This window comes from Flavobacterium rarum (SeqCode) (genome assembly GCF_965234445.1).
GTDB classification, from domain to species: domain Bacteria; phylum Bacteroidota; class Bacteroidia; order Flavobacteriales; family Flavobacteriaceae; genus Flavobacterium; species Flavobacterium rarum.
This window is the reverse complement of record NZ_OZ248502.1, coordinates 259,712-282,433: the sequence shown is the minus strand read 5'-3', so window position 1 is coordinate 282,433 and position 22,722 is coordinate 259,712. Positions and strand designations below refer to the sequence as shown.

Here is a 22,722-nt window from a genome sequence, read left to right as displayed (position 1 = left end):
TGCGGCTGGAACACCTCCTTTCTAGAGCTTTAGTGTTAGTATTTATACACGCTAAAGAAAGAAGACGAAAAGGAATAGAGGAAACAAATAATGAGATTATATTACTCTTGCTGTTAATTTAAATAAATTAAGATTTAAGAATTTAGATTTTAGATTGCTCTAGGGAGTGGAATCTAAAATCAGAAATCAAAAATCTACAATACTGATGTCTCGTAGCTCAGCTGGTTAGAGTACTACACTGATAATGTAGGGGTCGACAGTTCGAGTCTGTCCGAGACAACAAAAAAAGTATTAAGTACTTAGAATTAAGTATTAAGACAAAAGACGTTCATATATAGATTAAAGGAAATTTTAGAAGAAGAGTGAAATCACATTGAAGTGAGCACGTTACAAACTGCAAACTGCGACTGATAACTGCCTACTAAAACATGGGGGATTAGCTCAGCTGGCTAGAGCGCCTGCCTTGCACGCAGGAGGTCAACGGTTCGACTCCGTTATTCTCCACTATCTTTAAGAAGATAGAATATAGAAAAAAGAATATAGACTAAGTCTATTCTCTAAACTCTATGTTCTTTATTCTAAAAAAGAAGAAGTTCATTGACATATTGAGATAAGAAATAATAAAAAGTAGAAAGCAGTTTTACTATTTATTTAGTAAGACGAAACAAAACGGTCGTAATTGATTTTACGATTGGTACAATAAGCAAAATAAGGGCGTATGGGGGATGCCTTGGCTCTCAGAGGCGATGAAAGGCGTGATAAGCTGCGAAAAGTTACGGGGACGAGCACACATCGTATGATCCGTAAATACCTGAATGGGGCAACCCACTATGTTGAAGACATAGTACACCGATAGGTGGGCAAACCCGCTGAACTGAAACATCTAAGTAGGCGGAGGAGAAGAAAACAAAAGTGATTCCGTAAGTAGTGGCGAGCGAACGCGGATTAGCCCAAACCAATGTTGTTACGGCAATGTTGGGGTTGTAGGACCACGACATTTTATGCACAAAGAATTAGAATCTACTGGAAAGTAGAGCCAAAGAGAGTGATAGCCTCGTATAAGTAATAAGTGTAATAGATAGTGGTATCCTGAGTAGGGCGGGACACGAGAAATCCTGTCTGAATTTGGCGGGACCATCCGCTAAGGCTAAATACTCCTGAGAGACCGATAGTGAACCAGTACCGTGAGGGAAAGGTGAAAAGAACCGTGAATAACGGAGTGAAATAGATCCTGAAACCATACGCTTACAAGCGGTCGGAGCCCTTTCGTGGGGTGACGGCGTGCCTTTTGCATAATGAGCCTACGAGTTAACGTTGCTGGCAAGGATAAGTGGTTAAGCCACGGATCCGTAGCGAAAGCGAGTCTGAATAGGGCGCTTTAGTCAGTAGTGTTAGACGCGAAACCGTGTGATCTACCCATGGGCAGGATGAAGCGCTGGTAACACAGTGTGGAGGTCCGAACCGGTTGACGTTGAAAAGTCTTCGGATGACCTGTGGGTAGGGGTGAAAGGCCAATCAAACTCGGAAATAGCTCGTACTCCCCGAAATGCATTTAGGTGCAGCGTACGGCAGAAAGTTATATAGAGGTAGAGCTACTGATTGGATGCGGGGGCTTCACCGCCTACCAATTCCTGACAAACTCCGAATGCTATATAATGTTTCCGTACAGTGAGGGCTTGGGTGCTAAGGTCCAAGTCCGAGAGGGAAAGAACCCAGACCATCAGCTAAGGTCCCCAAATATATGTTAAGTTGAAAGAACGAGGTTTGTCTGCCCAGACAGCTAGGATGTTGGCTTGGAAGCAGCCATTCATTTAAAGAGTGCGTAACAGCTCACTAGTCGAGCGGACGAGCATGGATAATAATCGGGCATAAACATATTACCGAAGCTATGGATTTGTAATTTATTACAAGTGGTAGGGGAGCATTCTAACAGGGTTGAAGGTGTATCGTAAGGTATGCTGGACTGGTTAGAAAAGAAAATGTAGGCATAAGTAACGATAATGCGGGCGAGAAACCCGCACACCGAAAGACTAAGGTTTCCACAGCTATGCTAATCAGCTGTGGGTTAGTCGGGACCTAAGGCGAACCCGAAAGGGACAGTCGATGGACAACGGGTTAATATTCCCGTACTAGTTATAATTGTGATGGGGTGACGGAGTGATGAAAGTGTCGCGAACTGACGGAATAGTTCGTTGAAGTACCTACCTATAGGCTGCGCAGGCAAATCCACGCGGCTTGGGGAAATACGATAGTACTCGGAGTCTTCGGACAAAGAGATAGTACACCTAAGGGCTTCCAAGAAAAACCTCTAAACTTCAGATTATAAGTACCCGTACCGCAAACCGACACAGGTAGTCGAGGAGAGAATCCTAAGGTGCTCGAGAGATTCATGGCTAAGGAATTAGGCAAAATAGACCCGTAACTTCGGGAGAAGGGTCGCCAGCAGCAATGCTGGCCGCAGTGAAGAGGTCCAGGCGACTGTTTATCAAAAACACAGGGCTCTGCAAAATCGTAAGATGAAGTATAGGGCCTGACACCTGCCCGGTGCTGGAAGGTTAAGTGGAGATGTCACCCGCCTCGGCGGGGAAGCATTGAAATGAAGCCCCAGTAAACGGCGGCCGTAACTATAACGGTCCTAAGGTAGCGAAATTCCTTGTCGGGTAAGTTCCGACCTGCACGAATGGTGTAACGATCTGGACACTGTCTCAGCCATGAGCTCGGTGAAATTGTAGTAACGGTGAAGATGCCGTTTACCCGCAGTGGGACGAAAAGACCCTGTGCACCTTTACTATAGCTTAGTATTGACCTTGGATAAATGATGTGTAGGATAGGTTGGAGACTGTGAAGTGGCGTCGCTAGGCGTTGTGGAGTCATTGTTGAAATACAACCCTTTGTTTATCTGAGGCCTAACCCCGCGATTGCGGGGGACATTGCTTGGTGGGTAGTTTGACTGGGGTGGTCGCCTCCAAAAGAGTAACGGAGGCTTCTAAAGGTTCCCTCAGTACGCTTGGTAACCGTGCGTAGAGTGCAATGGCATAAGGGAGCTTGACTGAGAGACATACAGGTCGATCAGGTACGAAAGTAGAGCATAGTGATCCGGTGGTTCCGCATGGAAGGGCCATCGCTCAAAGGATAAAAGGTACGCCGGGGATAACAGGCTGATCTCCCCCAAGAGCTCATATCGACGGGGGGGTTTGGCACCTCGATGTCGGCTCGTCACATCCTGGGGCTGGAGAAGGTCCCAAGGGTTGGGCTGTTCGCCCATTAAAGTGGCACGCGAGCTGGGTTCAGAACGTCGTGAGACAGTTCGGTCTCTATCTACTGTGGGCGCAAGAAATTTGAGTGGATCTGATTCTAGTACGAGAGGACCGAATTGGACAAACCTCTAGTGTATCTGTTGTTCCGCCAGGAGCATCGCAGAGTAGCTACGTTTGGAAGGGATAAGCGCTGAAAGCATATAAGCGCGAAACCCACCACAAGATGAGATTTCTTTTAAGGGTCGTAGGAGATGACTACGTTGATAGGCTATAGATGTAAAGGCAGTAATGTCATAGTCGAGTAGTACTAATAACCCGTAAGCTTATGTACACCTTTTCCCCCGATGAAAATCGGGGGAAGAAACTTTCTCCCTTAAACTTTGCTCAAAGCAAGTCAAGGCTTTTTATATTCTTTATCTCAGTATGTTAAGATATTATGTAATGTTAATTGACAAAAGTCAATTACCCATTGCAATACGACCTTAAGGTGGTTATTGCGGCGGGGCTCACCTCTTCCCATCCCGAACAGAGTAGTTAAGCCCGCCTGCGCAGATGGTACTGCAGTTATGTGGGAGAGTATGTCGTCGCCTTTCTTTAAAGAATCCTATTCATTAATTTGAATAGGATTTTTTTTTGTTATAAAAATAAATTTTAGCTTCAAACGAATTTTCCATTTTTTTGGTAATGTATTAATAAGTGTGTATAATAAAATTTTTAAAAATACTTTTGTAAGTAAATTACACATAAATAATTATTACTCACGCGTGAGTGATGGAAGCGAGTTATCGATGTGACGTTTACTTAACGAAAACATTTTAGAATTTGGGCGAATAAGCGTTAATTAAATAACCTAGTTTCTTACTGGTGGTACGCTCAAACTTTTTGTACCAATTAATAAATAGTTTTTACATTAGAAGTTTAAAAAATGCCTTATTTTTACACTATAATTATTAATAATAAAAAGAATGGATTGGATAACTGCCAAAGAATTTGAAGATATAACCTATAAAAAATGCAATGGTGTTGCCAGGATTGCTTTTAACAGACCTGATGTACGCAATGCTTTTAGACCCAAAACAACATCCGAATTGTATCAGGCTTTTTATGATGCACAAGAAGATACTTCTATAGGAGTAGTTTTGCTCTCAGCCGAAGGACCATCATCAAAAGATGGTGTGTATTCTTTTTGTAGTGGAGGAGATCAAAACGCTCGTGGTCACCAAGGATATGTGGGTGATGACGGTCAACATCGTTTGAATATTCTTGAAGTGCAACGCTTAGTTCGTTTTATGCCCAAAGTGGTTATTGCGGTAGTTCCGGGTTGGGCTGTTGGTGGTGGACATAGTTTACATGTAGTTTGTGATATGACTTTGGCGAGTAAAGAACATGCTATTTTCAAACAAACTGATGCCGATGTGACTAGTTTTGATGGTGGTTACGGCTCTGCTTATCTTGCCAAAATGGTAGGGCAAAAAAAAGCAAGAGAAATTTTCTTTTTGGGACGCAATTATTCTGCTCAGGAAGCAATGGATATGGGAATGGTGAATGCCGTTATACCACACGCTGAATTGGAAGATACTGCTTACGAATGGGCGCAGGAAATTCTTGGAAAATCACCGATGGCTATAAAAATGCTTAAATTTGCCATGAATCTTACCGATGATGGTATGGTGGGGCAACAAGTATTTGCTGGTGAAGCAACAAGATTAGCTTATATGACCGAAGAAGCTAAAGAGGGTAGAAATGCATTCCTTGAAAAACGCAAACCAAATTTCGAAAAAAAATGGTTGCCTTAAAAAAATAGTTTAAGAGTTTTAAGTAGTTTAAGGGTTTCAAGTTTTGCGATTTGAAACCCTAATTTTATATTTAGTTAGAAAAAAAGAAATGGAAGACTTCACAAACGAAACTATTGATACTACTCAACTTCCTAAATTTGAAGTTGTATCATTATCTGTTTTGCATCCTGATTATTGGAAAGTAACATTGATAAACCTAGCTGTATTTTTTTTGATTATTGGGTCAGGAGTTGGACTTTTGTTATTTTTTAATATGGAGCTTTTTCCTTTTATTTTGGAACTCAGTATTGGCTTTGGAGTTTTAGTATTTTTGGTTCTTTTCTTTTCGAGAATAAGTTTCAAGAAAAAAGGATTTGCATTTAGAAACCACGATGTGTTGTTTCGACATGGAATGATAGCGACAAATACCATGGTAATTCCATATAACAGAGTTCAGCATGTAGCTTTACATGAAGGGTTAATTTCTCGTTTTTTTGGTTTAGCCAAAATTCAAATCTTCACTGCTGGAGGTGCTTCAAGTGATATAGAAATCCCTGGAATTGCCAAAGAACAAGCCGAAAACATCAAACAACTTTTGATGGGTAAAATTCAAAAACAATTGTAATGGGAGCCGATTTCAATGAACCCCAAAGACAATCTATTGTAGGGATTTTTGTTGTGTTTGCTTATACACTTCAAGGATATGCAAAAGCTTTATGGCCTATTTTAGTGATTTGGATTTTTAAATTTGATGAAATTAATAAAGGATATTTATTGGTAGGAACAATTGCTGTTTTTACAATTATTGGTTTCGTTTCGTATTTGAAATATTTGAACTTCACTTTTTATATCGATCAAAAAAATGAGGAGTTTATTATATCCGAAGGCATTTTCAACAAAACAAAAACAACGATACAACTTTATAAAATTCAACAAGTTAATATCAATCAGTCGTTAATTCAAAGATTGGTTGGCGTTTATGAATTGGCTGTCGATACGGCTGGATCCAATAATAAAGAAGGGAATATTAGAGCCATTTCACATGAATTGGCATTGGACTTAAAAGCCTGTTTATTGGAGAATGAAAATAAAAAAACTGTAAATTTCGATGATTCAATTAGTACTTCAGATGAAATGTTAACTGAAAAAACTATTGATACTGAAGCTCCGTTTATAAAAATCAGTTTTTTGAGTTTATTGAAAATGGGCATTACATCCAATTATGTAAAAAGCTTTTTTGTATTACTGGCTTTCTTTTTTACAATTTTCGATCATATTAAACAAATTACAGGAAGAGACGTTTTGCAAGATGAAAACATCGAAGATTATGTGGATAAAAGCCAAGTTGCTACTGCATTTTTATTGCTATTTATCTTTTTCTTTTTGGCTGTTATTGTTATTAACTTAGTTAAAATAATCTTAACTTATTTTGATTATAAAATTACTCGACAAAAAGGTTCTTTGCTTCTTTCATACGGATTGTTGAATACTAAAAGTACAATTCTAAAACCCGAAAAGGTTCAAATTACAAGTGTAACTCAGAATTTTTTTCAAAAGAAGTTGAACGTTTTACATCTTAAAATTAAACAAGCAACAGGTGGAGAAAAAGAGGATCATAAACTCGCTATCGAAATTCCAGGTTGTGACAAACTAGAAAAAGATGCGATATTAAAATTATTGTTTCAAAAGATTCCCGAAAAAGGAGTAATGCTTAAACCTAATTTTAGAAAACTCGGGTTTTCTATTTTCTTGACTATTGGATTACCGTTGTTGGGATTCTTTTTTGTGAGAGACTTGATAATAGAGCAATTGCCAATGATTGATTATTTGGTACTGTTATTTGTCGTTTTTGTTGGTATAATTCAGTTTTTTGCATTCAAAAACAATCGTTTTTATATTAATGAGGATTTTATAATTCTGCAAAGCGGCGCTTGGGATGTTACAAATAAAATTATTATACCCAGTAAAATTCAAGCGATTACAACTTCACAACTATTTTGGCATAAAAATATCAATATTGGTTCTTTAACTTTACATACCGCAGGAGGGAATATTAGTTTTCAATTGGGTAATTTTACAGCAATAAAACAATACGTCAATCTTTGGCTTTACGAAATCGAAACTTCCGATAGTAATTGGATGTAACGAAAAGTAGTTAGAGAATAGAAAATAAAGATTAGAAGTTTTTATTTAAACTTTTAAACAATTTAAACTTTAAACAAATTAAAAAATATAATGAAACACTGGATTGAAGCCGCAAGATTAAGAACATTACCATTATCTGTTTCTGGAATAATCGTAGGTAGTATGTATGCATTAGCAAACCCTACTGAAAATGTATTAACGCCAACAGATGTTTTTAACTGGGAAATATTTGCTTTTGCGTTATTGACGACTTTAGGTTTACAGGTACTTTCGAATTTCGCCAATGATTACGGCGATGGTATAAAAGGAACCGACAATGACGATAGAGTAGGACCAAAACGAGCCATACAAAGTGGTGTGATAACACCTCAAGCAATGAAACGTGCTTTGGTAATCACATCGATTCTAACCTTGTTTTCGGCAATTTTCTTGATTTTTGTTGCTTTTGGAGAAACAAATCTTATGTATTCCTTATTCTTTTTTGCTTTAGGAATTATGGCTATAATTGCTGCAATTCGTTATACCGTAGGCAATTCGGCATATGGATATAAGGGGTATGGAGATATTTTTGTTTTTGTATTCTTTGGTTTAGTGAGTACTTTGGGGGTTAACTTTTTATATTCAAAACAATTGGATTTAATACTTATTTTGCCAGCTACTGCAATTGGATTATTGAGTGTCGGTGTGTTGAATTTGAACAATATGCGTGACCAAGCATCAGATGCCAAATCAGGTAAGAATACCGTTGTGGTAAAAATGGGTGCCGAAAAAGCCAAAAAATACCATTATTCCCTAATTATTTCAGCTATGATTTCGGTAGTTGCTTTTGCTATATTAAGTGATTTTCGTTTTGATCAATATTTATTTTTATTGGCATACATTCCTTTAACTAAACATTTAATTACTGTGTCCAAAAATCAAGATCCGAAATTATTGGATCCTGAATTAAAGAAAGTAGCCTTGAGTACTTTTTTACTTTCGATATTATTATCGCTATGCATGATTTCTTTGATTTCGGATATTTTTGTTAATGTTTTCTTAGGAGGACGATAATTGATTTCAAAAATCAATGGCAATGTCAATAGCAAATTCAAAATCAAATAAAGTAATATTTTCTAATATTTTAAACTGATACTAAAATGAAAATAACATTCTACGGCCACGCCTCTTTGGGAATCGAAGTTAGTGGTAAAAACATTCTTGTAGATCCTTATATTTCGGCCAATCCAAAGGCATCGCATATTAACATCAACGATCTGAAAGCCGATTTTATTCTGTTGACACACGCTCACGGCGATCATATTCTCGATGTCGAATACATTGCGTCAAGAACCAATGCGGTGATTGTTTCGAATGCTGAAATTGCTGGTTATTATGGTAAAAAAGGATTTCAAACACACCCAATGAATCACGGCGGAAGCTGGAATTTCGATTTTGGAAAACTAAAATATGTTAGCGCCATTCACTCGAGCTCTTTCCCTGACGGGACGTATGGAGGGAATCCAGGCGGTTTTGTAATCGAGGGCGAACATAAAAACATTTACATTGCTGGTGACACCGCACTTACAATGGATATGAAACTAATTCCGATGCGAACCAAACTTGACTTAGCAATTTTGCCAATTGGTGATAACTTCACAATGGATATTGAGGACGCCATAATAGCCTCCGATTTTGTAGCTTGCGATAAAATTCTTGGTATTCATTACGATACATTTGGTTACATCAAAATCAATCATGAGCAAGCTATCAAAAAATTCTTCGACAAAGGAAAAGACTTAATGTTGCTCGAAATCGGAAGTTTTATCGAATTATAATTCGGAGCAATTTCCTACTGTCCACTATATCTTTTGTGCCTCCCGATAGCTATTGGGACCGGCACAAAAGGATGTCGTTCCCATCAGGGCTAAGACATTCCGTTATTTAATATCTTTTATTTTAAAGAAAGACCAATATTTTTATAATGAAAAAAAAATATTTTCTGTTATTGATTGCACTTCAATTCACCATTAACACTTTCTCTCAACAAGACGGTTATTGGGATAAAGACAGATCGACAACCAAAGAAATTAGTGTTTCTGCTAGAGACCGTATTGTCATTAAAACCGAAGATTTACCGCTCGGAACCACCGAAATTGTCTATAGAATCACCCTTTTGGACGAAAATCAGCAATTGGCCAGCAGTTTGGTTTCGGTTCTAAAAACAATTCCCGATCCTACCGGAATCAGTCAGGGTTCAGCTGGAGCAGTTTTTGTTTTGTCTAAAATCTCTGGTGACGATAAATGTACCTACGCTATTTTTTCATCCGATAAATTGGCTTTAGAATACAAAGATTCAGGAAAAAAAATGGAATCCTGTTTGGTTCAGGACGAACCAGTCAGTAAAGATGCCAAACGGCTTTCTGTTGAAAAATCGACTTGTTTGAATGGAAACGGAACAGCCTTATGGTTTGGTTTTGAAAGCAAGAACTGGATCATGAAGCAAAAAATTATTTTGGAAGTTGTGCCTTGGGTAGATAATAAATTAAGCCGAGGCTGGAGTCTGGATAATCGAAAATATATTATTGAGCAATGCAAAACATCCAATTTTGCACAAAAAATGACAAATTCGGATGATTTTTGCGTATGCGTTTTGGATAAAATTCAAACGAAGTACAGGTATCAGGAGTTTCAAAAGTTATTGACTGTAGAGCGATCCAAAGCTTTTAAAGATTCAGGAAACAGTTGTTTTGGCGAAACCAGCACTTCTAGTGCAATTTATGCTGATTTACGTAACCAAGCATTACTTTTGATGAAAAAAGCCAAATATGGAGATGCAATTGTGAAATTAGTGGTAATTGTAAACGATGGTAAAGCTACGGTTTTAGATTATAATGCAATAGGAAGCTGTTATTTGTTGACCAAGCAATACGGAAAAGCATTAAAGTATCTTCAAGACGGCGAAAAACTAGATAGTACAGAGTTATTGTTACAATTGAATTTGGCGCATGCCTATTTATTAAATGACAATTACAAAGAGGCAAAAAAAATCTACAAGAAATACCAAAATCAAAACGTTACTGATAGTTTGAGTTGGGTTCAAAAAACCGAGCTGGATTTCAAGGCTTTTCAGAAAGTAGGAATTCAGAATGAAGATTTTGAGAGAGTATTGAAGTTGATTAAAGAATAGTCAGTTTGTGGTTTTTAGTTTTCGGTGGGTAATTCTCTGTTTGTGCTTATCCTGCAAGGTTTTTTTTAACCTTGTAGGTATGAATTGAAACTTATGTGATAACAACAAGGTTTCGAAAAATACTTTGCAGGAATAATAAATACCTTCTTTTTTTTTAAAATAGTTTTTGTCTTGAATTAATCATTTCTTATTGATCTATAAAATATGCTAGCAACCTATCAAAAATACATTTTAAATTTCAAACGCCCATCTGGAACTTCTCGAGGAGTGATGACCGAAAAAGAAACCTGGTTTATTGTTTTGGAGCAAGACGATAAAAAAGGAATTGGGGAGTGTGGCATTTTGAGAGGATTGAGTAGTGACGATCGTCCCGATTATGAAGAAAAATTGCAATGGACGTGTGCTAATATTCATCTTGGTAAAGATCAACTTTGGGAAGCTTTAATTGAGTTTCCATCCATACAGTTTGGAGTTGAAATGGCGTTCCTGTCTTTGGCTAGTGAAACTCCTTTTTTACTCTTTCCATCAGACTTCACAAATGGTACAAAATCGATTACCATCAATGGGTTGGTATGGATGGGTTCAGCCATTTTTATGAAGCAACAAATCGAGGAGAAATTAGCCGATGGTTTTCGATGTGTAAAACTCAAAATAGGAGCTATAGATTTTGATAAAGAACTGCAATTATTGCGTTATATTCGGCAACATTTTACCCCAGAACAAGTCGAAATAAGAGTTGATGCCAATGGCGCTTTTGATTTAAATGAAGCTTTATGTAAATTGAATCAACTGTCTGAATTTGTGCTACATAGTATAGAGCAACCTATTCAGAAAAACAATACTGACAGTATGGCAGAGCTGTGTAAAGCCACCCCTTTTCCTATTGCTTTGGATGAAGAGCTGATTGGTGTATTTTCTGTTGCTGAAAAAGAAGAATTATTAATCAAAATTAGGCCGAAATATATCATTTTAAAGCCTAGTTTTGTGGGTGGATTCCGCGGTACCCAAGAGTGGATTTCTTTGGCTGAAAAGTATAATATTGGTTGGTGGATAACCTCTGCTTTGGAGAGTAATATCGGATTGAATGCTATTTCGCAATGGACTTTTTTGTTTAACAATTCGATGCCTCAAGGACTAGGAACAGGATCATTATACACCAATAATTTTGACTGTCCTTTGCAAGTTTCAAAAGGGCAACTGTGGTACAATAAAGAATTAAATTGGTTTTTAGATATTGATTCGTTTTAATTTTCAGATTCTAATAAAAACATCTTTTTGCGAAAGTGATGGAAGTGGAGCTCTTTTTTGACACCTTTTTTTTAAGGGGTCAAAAAAAGCGGGAACGGACAGCGCGACCCGAAGTTTTTACGTAGGGACTCGCCCAAATAAAATATGTTAAATAAAACTAAAAGTTGAGTTGAAAAAGGCTCCAAAAGAATGATTTTTGGAGCCTTTTGTATGATATTGAAGAATTGAATATTAATAAGGTAATACTCTTTTGTTTTTTACTTCTTCTAAAAGTTCTGCCATTGCCAAATAAAAAGCACTACTTCCGCAAATTATGCCAAGGCCTCCTGCTATTACTAAAATGGTTTCGCTTCCAGTGAATTTTGATACTGCCAAAAGGAAAAATAAAATGGTCAATGAGAGAAAAACAAATTGTTGTACTTTACTACCACCCCAAGTTCCCCACCACATAAAGGCAGTAAAAATCCCCCAAATAGTTAAATAACATCCAAAAAACGGGGCTGGTGTTGCTCCGGCCATTTCGAATCCTGTATTTGGTAAAAGCCAAATTCCGACTAAAGTGATCCAGAAAAAACCATAGGAGGTAAAAGCAGTTCCTGCAAATGTTTTTCCGTTTTTAAAAGATAATATTCCTGCAATAATTTGTGCTAATCCACCATAAAAAGCTCCCATCGAAATGATTACAGCACTGACTGGGAAAAAACCCATGTTGTGGAGGTTTAGTAAAATTGTGGTCATTCCAAAACCGAGAAGGCCTAAAGGGGCAGGATTAGCTAGTTTATTTTCCATTTTTAGTTTTTATTAAAATTAGTTGTAAAATTTAAAAATACGGTTAAAATTTGTAATCAATTGATATAAAAACATCATTATACGATAGAAAATATTTACTTCTAAAAACATTAAATTTAAGCATCTAAATCCAAACCAAAAGTAGTTCTCAATAATTCAATATTTGGATTTATTTCCAGTAGTCTGTTGTATCTGTCTTGATCAGTAAAACTTCTTCTTATTTCTATACTCTCGTTTACATTAACAGAAATTGTAATATCGTGATTGTGTAAATGACTTCTCATATGTCCTAAAAGTCCAATCAATTCACTTTCAAAATCAAGCTTAGACCCTTCGTTTGGAAGTTCAAAAGTAATGTCCGTACCTGATAATTTTGGGTCATTGATTAAAAGCAAAGATTCCATGATTTTATACCCTTTGCTACCCAAGCGTTGTGCATATTTGGTCCATTGCAAAAGCATATCTGTTTCAGTAAAAGATTCTGTAGGCAAATGAGTTGTTTCTTTTACAAATCCTTTTAGGTTTTCTTGTAAAGCCTTTTTTGCTCTTATGCTAGAAAGTGATAATGCAGGAATTTTTGGTTCATTACTTTGTGGATTTTCATTTGAAATATTTGCAGCAGTTGATTTTTCTATAGATGTAACAACTGGTTTAGCGATTTCAGAGTTTGAAATAGTATCAGATAGTTCAAATTTTGAAGCAGTTTCGGTGTTTACTTTATTATCAATGAAAGCCTGAGGTTTCTCCTTTGTAACTTCGGCAATTGAATAATCTGGTGCTTTTCTAAAATAGGTAGGTGGAATTATAAATTGTTCAACTTTTTTTTTTCTCCATCATAAGTGATAGAGGCAAGTTGCATCAAACAAAGTTCGACTAGCAGTCGTTGATTCTGGCTGGCTTTGTATTTCAAGTCGCAATCATTGGCAATTTCTATTCCTTTTAATAAAAAATCTTGATTGCATTTTTGTGCTTGAACTCCGTACATTTTTTGTGCTTGCTCACCAACTTCAAGTAGTACAAGGGTAGAAGGCGTTTTGCTGACCAATAAGTCTCTAAAATGAGTTGCCAATCCTGATACAAAATGATGGCTATCAAAACCTTTAGCAAGTATATCATTAAAAGCCATCAATAAGTCTGGTATTTTATTCTCCAGAATTAAATCGGTGATGTTGATGTAAGTTTCGTAGTCTAAAACGTTTAAATTTTCAGTTACATCCTGACGAGTTAAATTATTTCCGCAGAAAGAAACTACTCGATCAAAAATAGACAAAGCATCACGCATGGCTCCATCTGCCTTTTGAGCAATAATATGCAAAGCATCATCTTCAAAAACGACACCTTGACTAGTAGCGACATCAGCAAGATGATCTTTGGCGTCTTTTACTGTAATTCTTTTGAAATCAAATATTTGACATCGTGATAATATAGTTGGGATGATCTTGTGTTTTTCCGTTGTCGCTAAAATAAAAATGGCGTGTTTTGGCGGTTCTTCCAATGTTTTCAAAAAAGCATTAAAAGCTGCTGAAGACAACATGTGGACCTCATCAATAATATATACTTTATATTGCCCTGTTTGGGGAGGAATACGAACTTGATCAATTAAATTTCGAATATCATCTACGGAATTGTTCGAAGCAGCATCAAGTTCAAATACGTTAAATGCAAAATCTTCGTTCGGATCATCATAACCCGGCTGATTGATTTTTCGGGCCAATATTCGAGCGCAGGTAGTTTTTCCAACACCTCGAGGTCCTGTAAATAATAGCGCGGAAGCTAAATGATTGTTTTCTATGGCGTTCAGTAACGTGTTTGTAATCGATTTTTGTCCCACCACATCTTTAAATGTTTGTGGGCGGTATTTACGTGCCGATACTACAAATTGTTCCATAGGTTTTTTTATTCGAAAGCAAATATAAGGCTTGAAAAATCAAAAAACAAGTTCCAAATTTTTAATTTTTTTAGGGTTGTTATTTTCTTGTGAAATTATCACTTCAATTCTATTTTCAAAAATCATTTGTGTATTTTCACCATGTATTAATGGCTAATTGTTTTAAAAATGACTTTTCTATGGATGTTTCTATAAAGATTATAATAATTGGTGGCGGGTTGGCTGGACTAATAGCTGCCATACATTTGTCTAAGATTGGCTTAAAAGTTATTTTGATCGAAAAAAATGAATATCCAAAACATAAAGTTTGCGGAGAATACGTTTCAAATGAAATACTTCCTTATTTGGATTGGCTTTCGATAAAAATATCCGAATTAAATCCAACTCATATATCGAAACTAGAGTTTTCAACTGCAGATGGAACAATTGTTTATTGTGATCTGCCTCTTGGTGGGTTTGGTGTTAGTCGATATGCATTAGACGCTTTTTTAGGTAAGAAAGCCATCGAAAATGGATGTGAAATCATTCAAGATAGTGTAGATGATGTTGTTTTTAAAAAAGATAGTTTTACAATTTCAACTTTTAAAAGTGGGACTTTCTCCTCTTCGATTGTAATTGGCGCTTTCGGTAAACGATCCAATATTGATCAAAAATTAAAACGGTCATTTGTTCAAAAAAAATCACATTGGTTAGCAGTAAAAGCTCATTATTCGGGAGAATTTCCAAATGATTTGGTTGGTTTACATAATTTTGAAGGTGGTTATTGTGGGGTTTCAAAAGTAGAGGATGATACTATAAATATTTGTTATTTGGCAAGTTATGAGTCTTTTAAAAGATTTAAAAATATAGAGGATTACCAAAGACATATTGTAATGAAGAATCCGCATCTGAAATTGATTTTTGAAACGAGTAAAATTCTTTTTGAGGCTCCATTATCGATTAGTCAGATTTCATTTGGTAAAAAAGAAACAATAGAAAATCATATTTTAATGATCGGTGATACCGCTGGATTGATCCATCCATTGTGTGGAAATGGAATGGCAATGGCAATTCACAGTGCTAAAATAGTTTCTGAATTGGTTGGTGAATTTTGTCAAAATAAAATAAAATCACGTGAAGAATTAGAGAAAAGGTATATTCAGGAATGGAAAGGTAATTTTGAGAATAGAATAAAAACGGGACGTATTTTAACATTTATCCTCCAAAAACAAAAATTTTACAAGTTTTTGATGAAAATAATGATTAAATTTCCATTTTTAATACCAATTATTATTAAGCAAACACATGGTAAGTTAATTGCTATTGATTAATGCTTTTTTTTTAGCAATAGTAATTTTAATTTAAAAAAATAAAATTAGTGCTCATAAATACACAGTATAGAACAGATGAACCTGAAATAATGGATGATTTTTCATTGGAGGGTGAAGAGTTGAAGGACGCGTTGGATAAAATTGCAAGTATAAATCAGCTTTTAGGAGGGAATCAATTGACTTTGAAGGGTGTTAAGCAATTGCTTCAAAAAAAAACAAATTCAAGTCCAATAACTATTGTAGATGTAGGTTGTGGTAATGGTGATATGTTGCGAAAATTAGCCGAATTTGGTTTGCAGCATAATTTTAATTTGGTTTTAATAGGGATTGACGCTAATAGTTACACAATAAATTACGCAAGTGATTTGTCTGAAAATTATCCAAATATCAGTTATAAATGTGAAGACATATTTAGTGAATCATTTAATGATTTAAAATATGATATAGTACTTTGTACTTTGACTTTACATCATTTTAAAAACGATGAAATAGTTACGCTTTTGACTGTTTTTAAGAATAATTCAAAAATTGGTTTTGTTATTAACGATTTGCAAAGAAGTCTTATAGCCTATCGTTTGTTTCAAGCATTATGTTTTGTTTTTGGATTGAATAATATGTCAAGAGAAGATGGTTTAACTTCTATTTTAAGAGGGTTTAAAAAAGAGGAATTGGTTGCTTTTTCAGAAAAGTTAGAGTTTAAAAAATACTGTATTGAATGGAAGTGGGCTTTTCGGTACCAATGGATAGTAGATAATAGTAATCAAAATTGATTAAAATATAATAGCTAAAGAATAAAATGAGTGTAAAAATAAAATGTGTTGCCAAGCAATTGCCTAAGTTTTTTAGGACAACAGAAGAGATTCTTCCATTTTTGGATGTTTGGTTAGTAGGGCAGGAAGAGCGTTTTATTCGAAAAGTAAAGAAAATTTTTGAAGGTGCAGCTGTTGATAAGAGATATTCTATAATGGATCCGATTGAAGTTTTTGAAAGCAGTTCTTTTGAAGCTAAAAATGATATTTATGTCAGGGAAGTAATCGATTTAGGAGAAAAAGTCTTAGAAAAAGCCTTAAAAAAAGCACAATGGTTACCAACGGATCTGGATTATATTATAACAGTAAGTTGCACTGGAATTATGATTCCATCGCTAGATGCGTATTTGATTAATAGTTTGAAATTGAGGCAGGATATTGTTAGGTTGCCTGTTACGGAGATGGGATGTGCCGCTGGAATTTCGGGTATTATTTATGCTAAGAACTTTCTAAAAGCCAATCCCGGAAAAAGAGCTGCTGTTATTGCTGTTGAAAGTCCTACGGCTACTTTTCAATTGGATGATTATTCAATGGCAAATGTTGTTAGTGCTGCTATTTTTGGAGATGGAGCAGCTTGTGTTTTACTTTCGTCGATAGAAGACGAAGAAGGCCCTGAGGTTTTAGCAGAAGAAATGTATCATTTTTATAATAAAATTGATATGATGGGATTTAAGCTTACAAATTCAGGTTTGCAAATGGTTTTGGATGTAGAAGTTCCTGAGACAATTTCTTTTCATTTTGAAGATATTATTCATCCATTTTTGAAAAAAAACGGTTTAAATATTTCTGATATTGATCATTTGATTTTTCATCCAGGCGGCAAAAAGATTGTACAATTGGTAGAAGATTTGTTTTCATCTTATGGAAAAAACATTAATGATACCAAAGAGATATTAAAACTTTACGGGAACATGTCAAGTGCTACCGTATTGTATGTTTTAGAGCAATTTATGGATAAAAAACCAGAAAAGGGCTCAAAGGGTTTGATGTTGAGTTTTGGACCAGGATTTTCGGCTCAAAGAGTATTGCTGCAATTTTAACTATAATGGTTTAATAAAGTCGATGGAAAAAATAGATATACTTTCGAAATTACCTTATGATAAACCGTTTTTGTTTGTGGATAAAATTCTAAAAATTGATGAAGAAGGAGTTGAAGGAGAGTTTACGTTCAATGAAAAATTAGATTTTTATAAAGGTCATTTTAAAGCCAAACCAGTTACACCAGGAGTAATCTTAATAGAAGTTATGGCGCAAATTGGACTTGTTTGTTTGGGTGTTTTTTTATTAAATGAAAAACTGAATTCAAATACTTTAATAGCTTTAACATCAACATCTATTGATTTTTTAAAACCTGTTTATCCGAATGAAAAAGTTACTGTATTCTCAGAGAAAATATATTTCAGGTTTGGAAAATTAAAATGCAAAGTGAGTATGCAAAATGAAAAAGGAGAATTAGTTTGTAGTGGTACAATTGCAGGAATGTTGGTGTGAAGAATACAAAGGAAAATTGTAATAATATAAAATAGTGGCAATGATTCAATTTGTTTTGTTGAAAATTGCTATTGAAATTGCTATTGAAATTGAAAAAAAGAGTTGTTATAACAGGTTTAGGTGTAGTCGCTCCAAATGGTGTTGGACTTGATGCGTTTCAACATGCTGTAAAAAAGGGAATTTCTGGAATAAAACATATAGAGGAATTGGAACGTTTGAAGTTTTCTTGTCAAATTGCGGGATTACCAAATGTTACGACCGAATTAGCTTTAAACTATTTTACAGAATTGGAGCTTAGAAATTTTAATTCATCTGGGATTTTATACGGAGTTATCGCAGGTATTGATGCTTGGAAAAATGCTGGTTTGTCTTTGAATATAATGGATGAACCCGATTGGGATAGTGGTACTATTTTTGGAAGCGGTACTTCTGGGATTGAAAAATTCAGAGAAAGTATTTATAAGATAGATGATTTCAAAACACGGAATCTAGGTAGTACTTCTGTTATTCAAACGATGAATAGTGGTGTAAGTGCCTATTTGGCTGGGAAATTAGGTTTGGGGAATCAAGTTTCCACTAATTCTTCAGCATGTACTACTGGGACTGAAAGTATTATTATGGCTTATGATCGAATTCAATCAGGACAAGCCAAACGAATTTTAGCAGGAAGTACAAGTGATTCTGGGCCATACATTTGGGGTGGTTTTGACGCAATGAGAGTTTGTACGTTTAAACATAATGATTCACCTGAAACTGGTTCAAGACCTATGTCTGCTAGCGCTTCAGGTTTTGTTCCTGGAAGTGGTGCCGGAGCTTTATTACTAGAAGATTTGGAGTCTGCATTAAAACGTGGCGCTAGAATATATGCAGAAGTAGCAGGAGGAGCTTTAAATTCGGGAGGTCAAAGAGGTTTGGGATCTTTAACAGCTCCTAATCCTATGGCAGTTCAAAAATGTATTAAAAATGCTATTGCAAATGCAGGTATTATGGCTCAAGATGTTGATGCAATCAACGGTCATCTTACTGCTACATCAAAAGACAGTTTGGAAATTTCTAATTGGAGTTTAGCACTCGATAGAGTTGGTATTGATTTTCCATACATCAATTCATTGAAGTCAACTGTGGGGCATTGTTTGTCGGCTTCTGGAAGCATTGAAAGTGTTGCAAGCGTTTTGCAATTGCATCAAGGTTTTGTCTTTCCCAATATAAATTGTGAAGATTTACATCCTGAGATTACTTCAATAATAGATTCTTCTAGGATTTCGAATGAATTAATTGAAAAGGATTTGAATGTTGTTTTGAAAGCTAGTTTTGGATTTGGAGATGTAAATGGATGTGTGGTTTTTAAAAAATTTAAAAATTAATATCTAGGTTTTGTGATAAATAATAATAAATAAATATAATTTTATGGATAAGGAAACAGCATTAGAGCATTTAAAGAATATAATGAAGCCTTATATTCAAGATCAGGAAGCTTTTGATTCTCTTACTGAGGAAACCACTTTTATAAATGATTTGAAAATTAATTCAGCAAATCTTGTTGATGTGATTTTGGATATTGAAGAAAAGTTCGATATCATTATTGATAATGAGTCGATGGAAAAAATGGTCAATGTAAAAACAGCAATTGAAATAATAGATACTGAATTGGCGAAAAAATGATTGGGAATGATATTGTAGATCTGGATTTGGCTCAGAAAGAAAGTAATTGGAGACGAAAAGGATTTTTGAATAAAATTTTTACTTTGCAGGAACAAGCTTTGATTCTTAATGATTTCAACCCAGAATGTATGGTTTGGAATCTATGGAGTAGGAAAGAATCTGCATATAAAATTTACAATCGTAAAACAGGTATTAGCGGTTTTTTTCCTTTGAGGATTGAGTGTGATTTTGAAGATTTAAGTACCGGAACAGTACGTATTGATGATTTTATTTTTTATACTAAAACTCAAATTGAAGATGACTTTGTATATACTATTGCAGTTTCTAAATTTGCTTTATTTGATAATATAAAATCTTTGGAAACTGTCGAAAATATTCAAAAAGAAAAGGGAGTACCTTTTCTTTTTGAATCTAAAACCAAAGAAAAAATTCCGGTTTCTATAACCCATCATGGTATTTTTCAAAGAATTATAACATTATAATAGGATATGATATTATTTAATACCCAATCTCGTTTTTAATTTTAAAAATAAAAGGGCTATGGTATAAGCTTCTTCGGCTGGAGAGTTTCGGATGTTTTTAGGTAGTTTAAAAATATCAGATAATTCATCTAAAGAAAACTGTTTGTCATTTATATCCATTAGTTTTCTATACATAACATCGATATCTAAAGCTTCATTTTTTAATCTTCCACAATCCAATCTAACCAATGCACTGTTAATCATATCTACGTCAAAATCTACATGATGCCCAATTAAAATTGCGTTTCCGATATAATCGATAAAAGCTTGTATTGCTTCGGGTTCACTTAGTTTCTTCATTTTACTTTCCAAAATGAATTCATTGGATAAACCATTGTCATGAAAATATTTATATTGTAATAAAATAGATTCAAAACTATCTCCAATTTGAATGCTATTATTTACTATAGCAAAAGAACCAATAGATAAAATAACATCTTTGTCTGGATTTAAACCTGAAGTTTCTGTAGTAAAGACAACGAAGCGTTTTGATTTATGTTCGAACTTCTCAAGGTAAGTTTTCCAAAAATCAGGGTGTTCTTTATTTATGTTTTTTAGCCAATCGAGCATCATTATGAAAATTGAGTTAGTTTGAAATTACTTTTAATTAATTCTTCTAGATCTTTCATTGGGGCTAAGGCATTCTTTAGTTTTTCTTTGTCTAATTTGGTTAGTTCGCTAATATTGATGTACTGTCCTGAATTTTCATTTTTTAAGCCTTCATTCACTCTAACTTTTGATAAAGTTAAAAATGCTTCTGCACAATTTAAATAAATATCAGAATTTTTGGAATCAATAATTGCTAATTGTTTAAAACGTAAGTAAGTGTTGTTTAAACCTTTTATATTGAAGTGCAAAGCAAATAATCTGGCGCCATCAATAAGTGGCATTAATGCTTTGGTTTTTATATCAAACTTATCTTTATTAGGTTCGTCTTCTTCGAGTGCAAATTTCTTAAAGAACGTTAGAGGTGCATTTTTTCTTAAAGCATCATTGCCTAGGTAATCAAAAAACAAATTGTTGTGTTCTAGGTTTTTTGTAATGACATTTTCCAGAGCTTCGAAAATCTTTTTTTCTCCAAAAACGAGTTCTAGGTCAAAGAAAATACTACTAAGATCATTGCTGTTTTCACCTGGAGTATTCATCCAATTGTCATATTGTTTTGTCCAGTCTGTCAATGATTTACACCACAACATGTTGCTTGCCATATGACCGTTTGGACACAATTCATATCCAACTTTTTCCAGAATTAGTGTTGTTTTTTTGCTTAACCTCAAGAAGTAATCTCTAACATCTCTATATTTGTCAGAAACAACATCTTCAAATATTAATAAACTATCTTGATCAGTGAGTAGTAGTTGTTCTTTTCTGGCTTGACTTCCAATACTTATCCAAGAAAACCGAGCAGGAGGAGAGCCTAACTCCAAAATTCCTAGTTCTACCGATCGTTTCAATATAGCTGAATTAATTTCGCTTGCAATATTGTTGATATTGGAAAGCGGGATATTTTTGTGAATTGAATTCTGAATTAGTTCGGATAATCTTTCTCGAAGATGTTTTAATTCTTTAGCATTTGAAGCTCTTTTTATTTCTTTTATTAAAACTCCAGGATTATTAGCTTGAGCAATAATTAAATCATGTTCGGAAATCACCCCTTTTACGGCCGATTTGTCTGTTCCGTCCAAAGTTACGCACAAATGTGTAACATTGTTTTTTAGCATTATAAGTTGTGCTTCTGCCAAAGAAACATTTTCAACAACTGTAACTACAGGAGAAGACATAATTGCTTTCATTGTTACGGTAAGTGGAAATTGACCAGTTGCAATTTTGGAACACATATCGGTGTGTGTAACTATTCCGATAGGTAAATGATTTTCACAAATTACAACACTAGTAGAAAAGTTTTCGGACATACGAAAAGCAACGTCTTTGGCTATTTCTGAAGTAGTTGCAGTAAGAGGTGATCTATTATAAGTAAGCGATTGAAAATATTGCATTTCAGATTTTTGATCCACAAAATAGACATTATCAGAGGATAATTTACCTCGTAGATTTTCTTTATCCTTTGGATTCCATGTATTGGTAGCAAAACTTTCTAACAAGAAATTTAAAACATCCGGGTTATTTGCTACAAAAGGTCTGAATGTACTTATAGGTATGCCATATATAATGCTTTCTTCACGAGCCTTAGCAGTCATCATGTAATTATTTTTGGCGAAAAAAGGACGTAATCCAAATACATCGCCTTCATGGCATTTGTTCAATAAGGTTTCTTCGGCATCTGAAATGACAGACAAATGTATAACACCAGAAGCAACTACATAAAAGCAATCATGTAATTTATCATTTATTTGAAATAAAGTGCTGTTTTTTTCGAGATTCAATACCTGAATATTTGATGCAATCACAGATAATTCTTGAAAAGTCAAGTTGTCAAATGGCGGGTATACTTTTAGAAAATCGGCTATATGTTCTGCGATTGTATTCATAGTTTGTTTTAAAGTAATCTTGTAAAAATAATAAAAATAGGCTTTAAAACGAAGTTGAATTTTTTTATTTTTTAAATAATGCTATTGAACCAAATTTTCAGGTAATTTGAATCAATAGTATTAGACTATAGTACTTTTCAATTTATGAATTTAATTCAAACCTATTAAT

General features: G+C 34.8%; 20 protein-coding genes, 2 tRNA genes and 2 rRNA genes. 19 read left to right on the top strand and 5 right to left on the bottom strand.

The features are described from left to right. Window positions 1-206 precede the first annotated feature (206 nt). From AC8GF4_RS13740 to AC8GF4_RS13690, 11 genes are all read left to right on the top strand, one after another. Window positions 207-280, top strand: a tRNA-Ile gene (locus tag AC8GF4_RS13740). A gap of 150 nt (window positions 281-430) precedes the next feature. Further along, window positions 431-504: transfer RNA gene (locus tag AC8GF4_RS13735), tRNA-Ala, on the top strand. A 193-nt stretch (window positions 505-697) separates the two neighbouring features. Next, a 23S ribosomal RNA gene (locus AC8GF4_RS13730) occupies window positions 698-3,588 on the top strand. A gap of 152 nt (window positions 3,589-3,740) precedes the next feature. Further along, a 5S ribosomal RNA gene (gene rrf, locus AC8GF4_RS13725) occupies window positions 3,741-3,850 on the top strand. 372 nt (window positions 3,851-4,222) lie between these two features. Beyond that, window positions 4,223-5,053, top strand: a complete 831-nt coding sequence (locus AC8GF4_RS13720) for a 1,4-dihydroxy-2-naphthoyl-CoA synthase (protein WP_506595460.1) — start codon at window positions 4,223-4,225, stop codon at window positions 5,051-5,053. A gap of 88 nt (window positions 5,054-5,141) precedes the next feature. Then, entirely contained in the window at window positions 5,142-5,657 is a 516-nt protein-coding gene (locus AC8GF4_RS13715) for a PH domain-containing protein (RefSeq protein ID WP_506595459.1), read from the top strand. Beyond that, a complete protein-coding gene (locus tag AC8GF4_RS13710) occupies window positions 5,657-7,177 on the top strand; it encodes a PH domain-containing protein (protein WP_506595457.1) in 1,521 nt (506 codons plus the stop codon). Before AC8GF4_RS13715 ends, AC8GF4_RS13710 begins: the two co-directional genes overlap by 1 nt. A 90-nt stretch (window positions 7,178-7,267) precedes the next feature. Beyond that, on the top strand, window positions 7,268-8,230 hold the full coding sequence (gene menA, locus AC8GF4_RS13705) for a 1,4-dihydroxy-2-naphthoate octaprenyltransferase (protein ID WP_506595456.1): 963 nt from the start codon (window positions 7,268-7,270) through the stop codon (window positions 8,228-8,230). Between the two features lie 86 nt (window positions 8,231-8,316). Beyond that, on the top strand, window positions 8,317-8,994 hold the full coding sequence (locus AC8GF4_RS13700) for a metal-dependent hydrolase (protein ID WP_506595454.1): 678 nt from the start codon (window positions 8,317-8,319) through the stop codon (window positions 8,992-8,994). Window positions 8,995-9,140: 146 nt separating this feature from the next. Then, complete coding sequence (locus AC8GF4_RS13695; protein ID WP_506595453.1) at window positions 9,141-10,346, top strand: tetratricopeptide repeat protein; 1,206 nt, start codon at window positions 9,141-9,143, stop codon at window positions 10,344-10,346. Between the two features lie 204 nt (window positions 10,347-10,550). Further along, entirely contained in the window at window positions 10,551-11,594 is a 1,044-nt protein-coding gene (locus AC8GF4_RS13690; protein ID WP_506595452.1) for an o-succinylbenzoate synthase, read from the top strand. 231 nt (window positions 11,595-11,825) lie between these two features. Here AC8GF4_RS13690 and AC8GF4_RS13685 read toward each other — a convergent pair whose 3' ends face one another. Together AC8GF4_RS13685 and AC8GF4_RS13680 are read right to left on the bottom strand one after the other, a co-directional pair. Beyond that, on the bottom strand, window positions 11,826-12,383 hold the full coding sequence (locus AC8GF4_RS13685) for an acetate uptake transporter (protein ID WP_506595451.1): 558 nt from the start codon (window positions 12,381-12,383) through the stop codon (window positions 11,826-11,828). A gap of 116 nt (window positions 12,384-12,499) precedes the next feature. Continuing rightward, window positions 12,500-12,874 (bottom strand): DUF8439 domain-containing protein, encoded by a 375-nt coding sequence (locus tag AC8GF4_RS13680; RefSeq protein WP_506595450.1) that lies wholly within the window; start codon window positions 12,872-12,874, stop codon window positions 12,500-12,502. 58 nt (window positions 12,875-12,932) lie between these two features. On the opposite strand from AC8GF4_RS13680, the gene AC8GF4_RS13675 reads away from it, so the two are divergent. Beyond that, complete coding sequence (locus AC8GF4_RS13675; protein ID WP_506595449.1) at window positions 12,933-13,121, top strand: hypothetical protein; 189 nt, start codon at window positions 12,933-12,935, stop codon at window positions 13,119-13,121. A gap of 64 nt (window positions 13,122-13,185) precedes the next feature. On the opposite strand, the gene dnaX is transcribed toward AC8GF4_RS13675, so the two are convergent. After that, window positions 13,186-14,271 carry a DNA polymerase III subunit gamma/tau gene (gene dnaX / locus AC8GF4_RS13670; protein ID WP_506595448.1) on the bottom strand — a complete coding sequence of 362 codons (1,086 nt, stop codon included), beginning with the start codon at window positions 14,269-14,271 and terminating at the stop codon, window positions 13,186-13,188. A gap of 179 nt (window positions 14,272-14,450) precedes the next feature. Here dnaX and AC8GF4_RS13665 point away from each other — a divergent pair, with 179 nt between their 5' ends. The 7 genes from AC8GF4_RS13665 to AC8GF4_RS13635 all read left to right on the top strand — a co-directional run bounded on the left by AC8GF4_RS13665 (window position 14,451) and on the right by AC8GF4_RS13635 (window position 20,025). After that, entirely contained in the window at window positions 14,451-15,581 is a 1,131-nt protein-coding gene (locus AC8GF4_RS13665) for an NAD(P)/FAD-dependent oxidoreductase (protein WP_506595447.1), read from the top strand. Window positions 15,582-15,628: 47 nt separating this feature from the next. Next, window positions 15,629-16,351 (top strand): methyltransferase domain-containing protein, encoded by a 723-nt coding sequence (locus tag AC8GF4_RS13660; protein WP_506595446.1) that lies wholly within the window; start codon window positions 15,629-15,631, stop codon window positions 16,349-16,351. Window positions 16,352-16,377: 26 nt separating this feature from the next. After that, window positions 16,378-17,430: a type III polyketide synthase gene (locus AC8GF4_RS13655; RefSeq protein WP_506595445.1), complete on the top strand. Its 1,053-nt coding sequence runs from the start codon at window positions 16,378-16,380 to the stop codon at window positions 17,428-17,430. 22 nt (window positions 17,431-17,452) lie between these two features. Continuing rightward, a complete protein-coding gene (locus tag AC8GF4_RS13650) occupies window positions 17,453-17,881 on the top strand; it encodes a 3-hydroxyacyl-ACP dehydratase FabZ family protein (RefSeq protein ID WP_506595444.1) in 429 nt (142 codons plus the stop codon). Between the two features lie 89 nt (window positions 17,882-17,970). Beyond that, window positions 17,971-19,245: a beta-ketoacyl-[acyl-carrier-protein] synthase family protein gene (locus tag AC8GF4_RS13645; RefSeq protein ID WP_506595443.1), complete on the top strand. Its 1,275-nt coding sequence runs from the start codon at window positions 17,971-17,973 to the stop codon at window positions 19,243-19,245. Window positions 19,246-19,288: 43 nt separating this feature from the next. Continuing rightward, window positions 19,289-19,543 carry an acyl carrier protein gene (locus AC8GF4_RS13640; protein ID WP_506595441.1) on the top strand — a complete coding sequence of 85 codons (255 nt, stop codon included), beginning with the start codon at window positions 19,289-19,291 and terminating at the stop codon, window positions 19,541-19,543. Next, complete coding sequence (locus AC8GF4_RS13635) at window positions 19,540-20,025, top strand: 4'-phosphopantetheinyl transferase family protein (protein WP_506595440.1); 486 nt, start codon at window positions 19,540-19,542, stop codon at window positions 20,023-20,025. Before AC8GF4_RS13640 ends, AC8GF4_RS13635 begins: the two co-directional genes overlap by 4 nt. 12 nt (window positions 20,026-20,037) lie before the next feature. On the opposite strand, the gene AC8GF4_RS13630 is transcribed toward AC8GF4_RS13635, so the two are convergent. After that, window positions 20,038-20,637: a 3'-5' exonuclease gene (locus tag AC8GF4_RS13630; RefSeq protein ID WP_506595438.1), complete on the bottom strand. Its 600-nt coding sequence runs from the start codon at window positions 20,635-20,637 to the stop codon at window positions 20,038-20,040. Further along, entirely contained in the window at window positions 20,637-22,553 is a 1,917-nt protein-coding gene (locus AC8GF4_RS13625; RefSeq protein WP_506595437.1) for a DUF294 nucleotidyltransferase-like domain-containing protein, read from the bottom strand. The genes AC8GF4_RS13630 and AC8GF4_RS13625 overlap by 1 nt, the downstream gene beginning before the upstream one ends. Window positions 22,554-22,722: the final 169 nt, after the last annotated feature.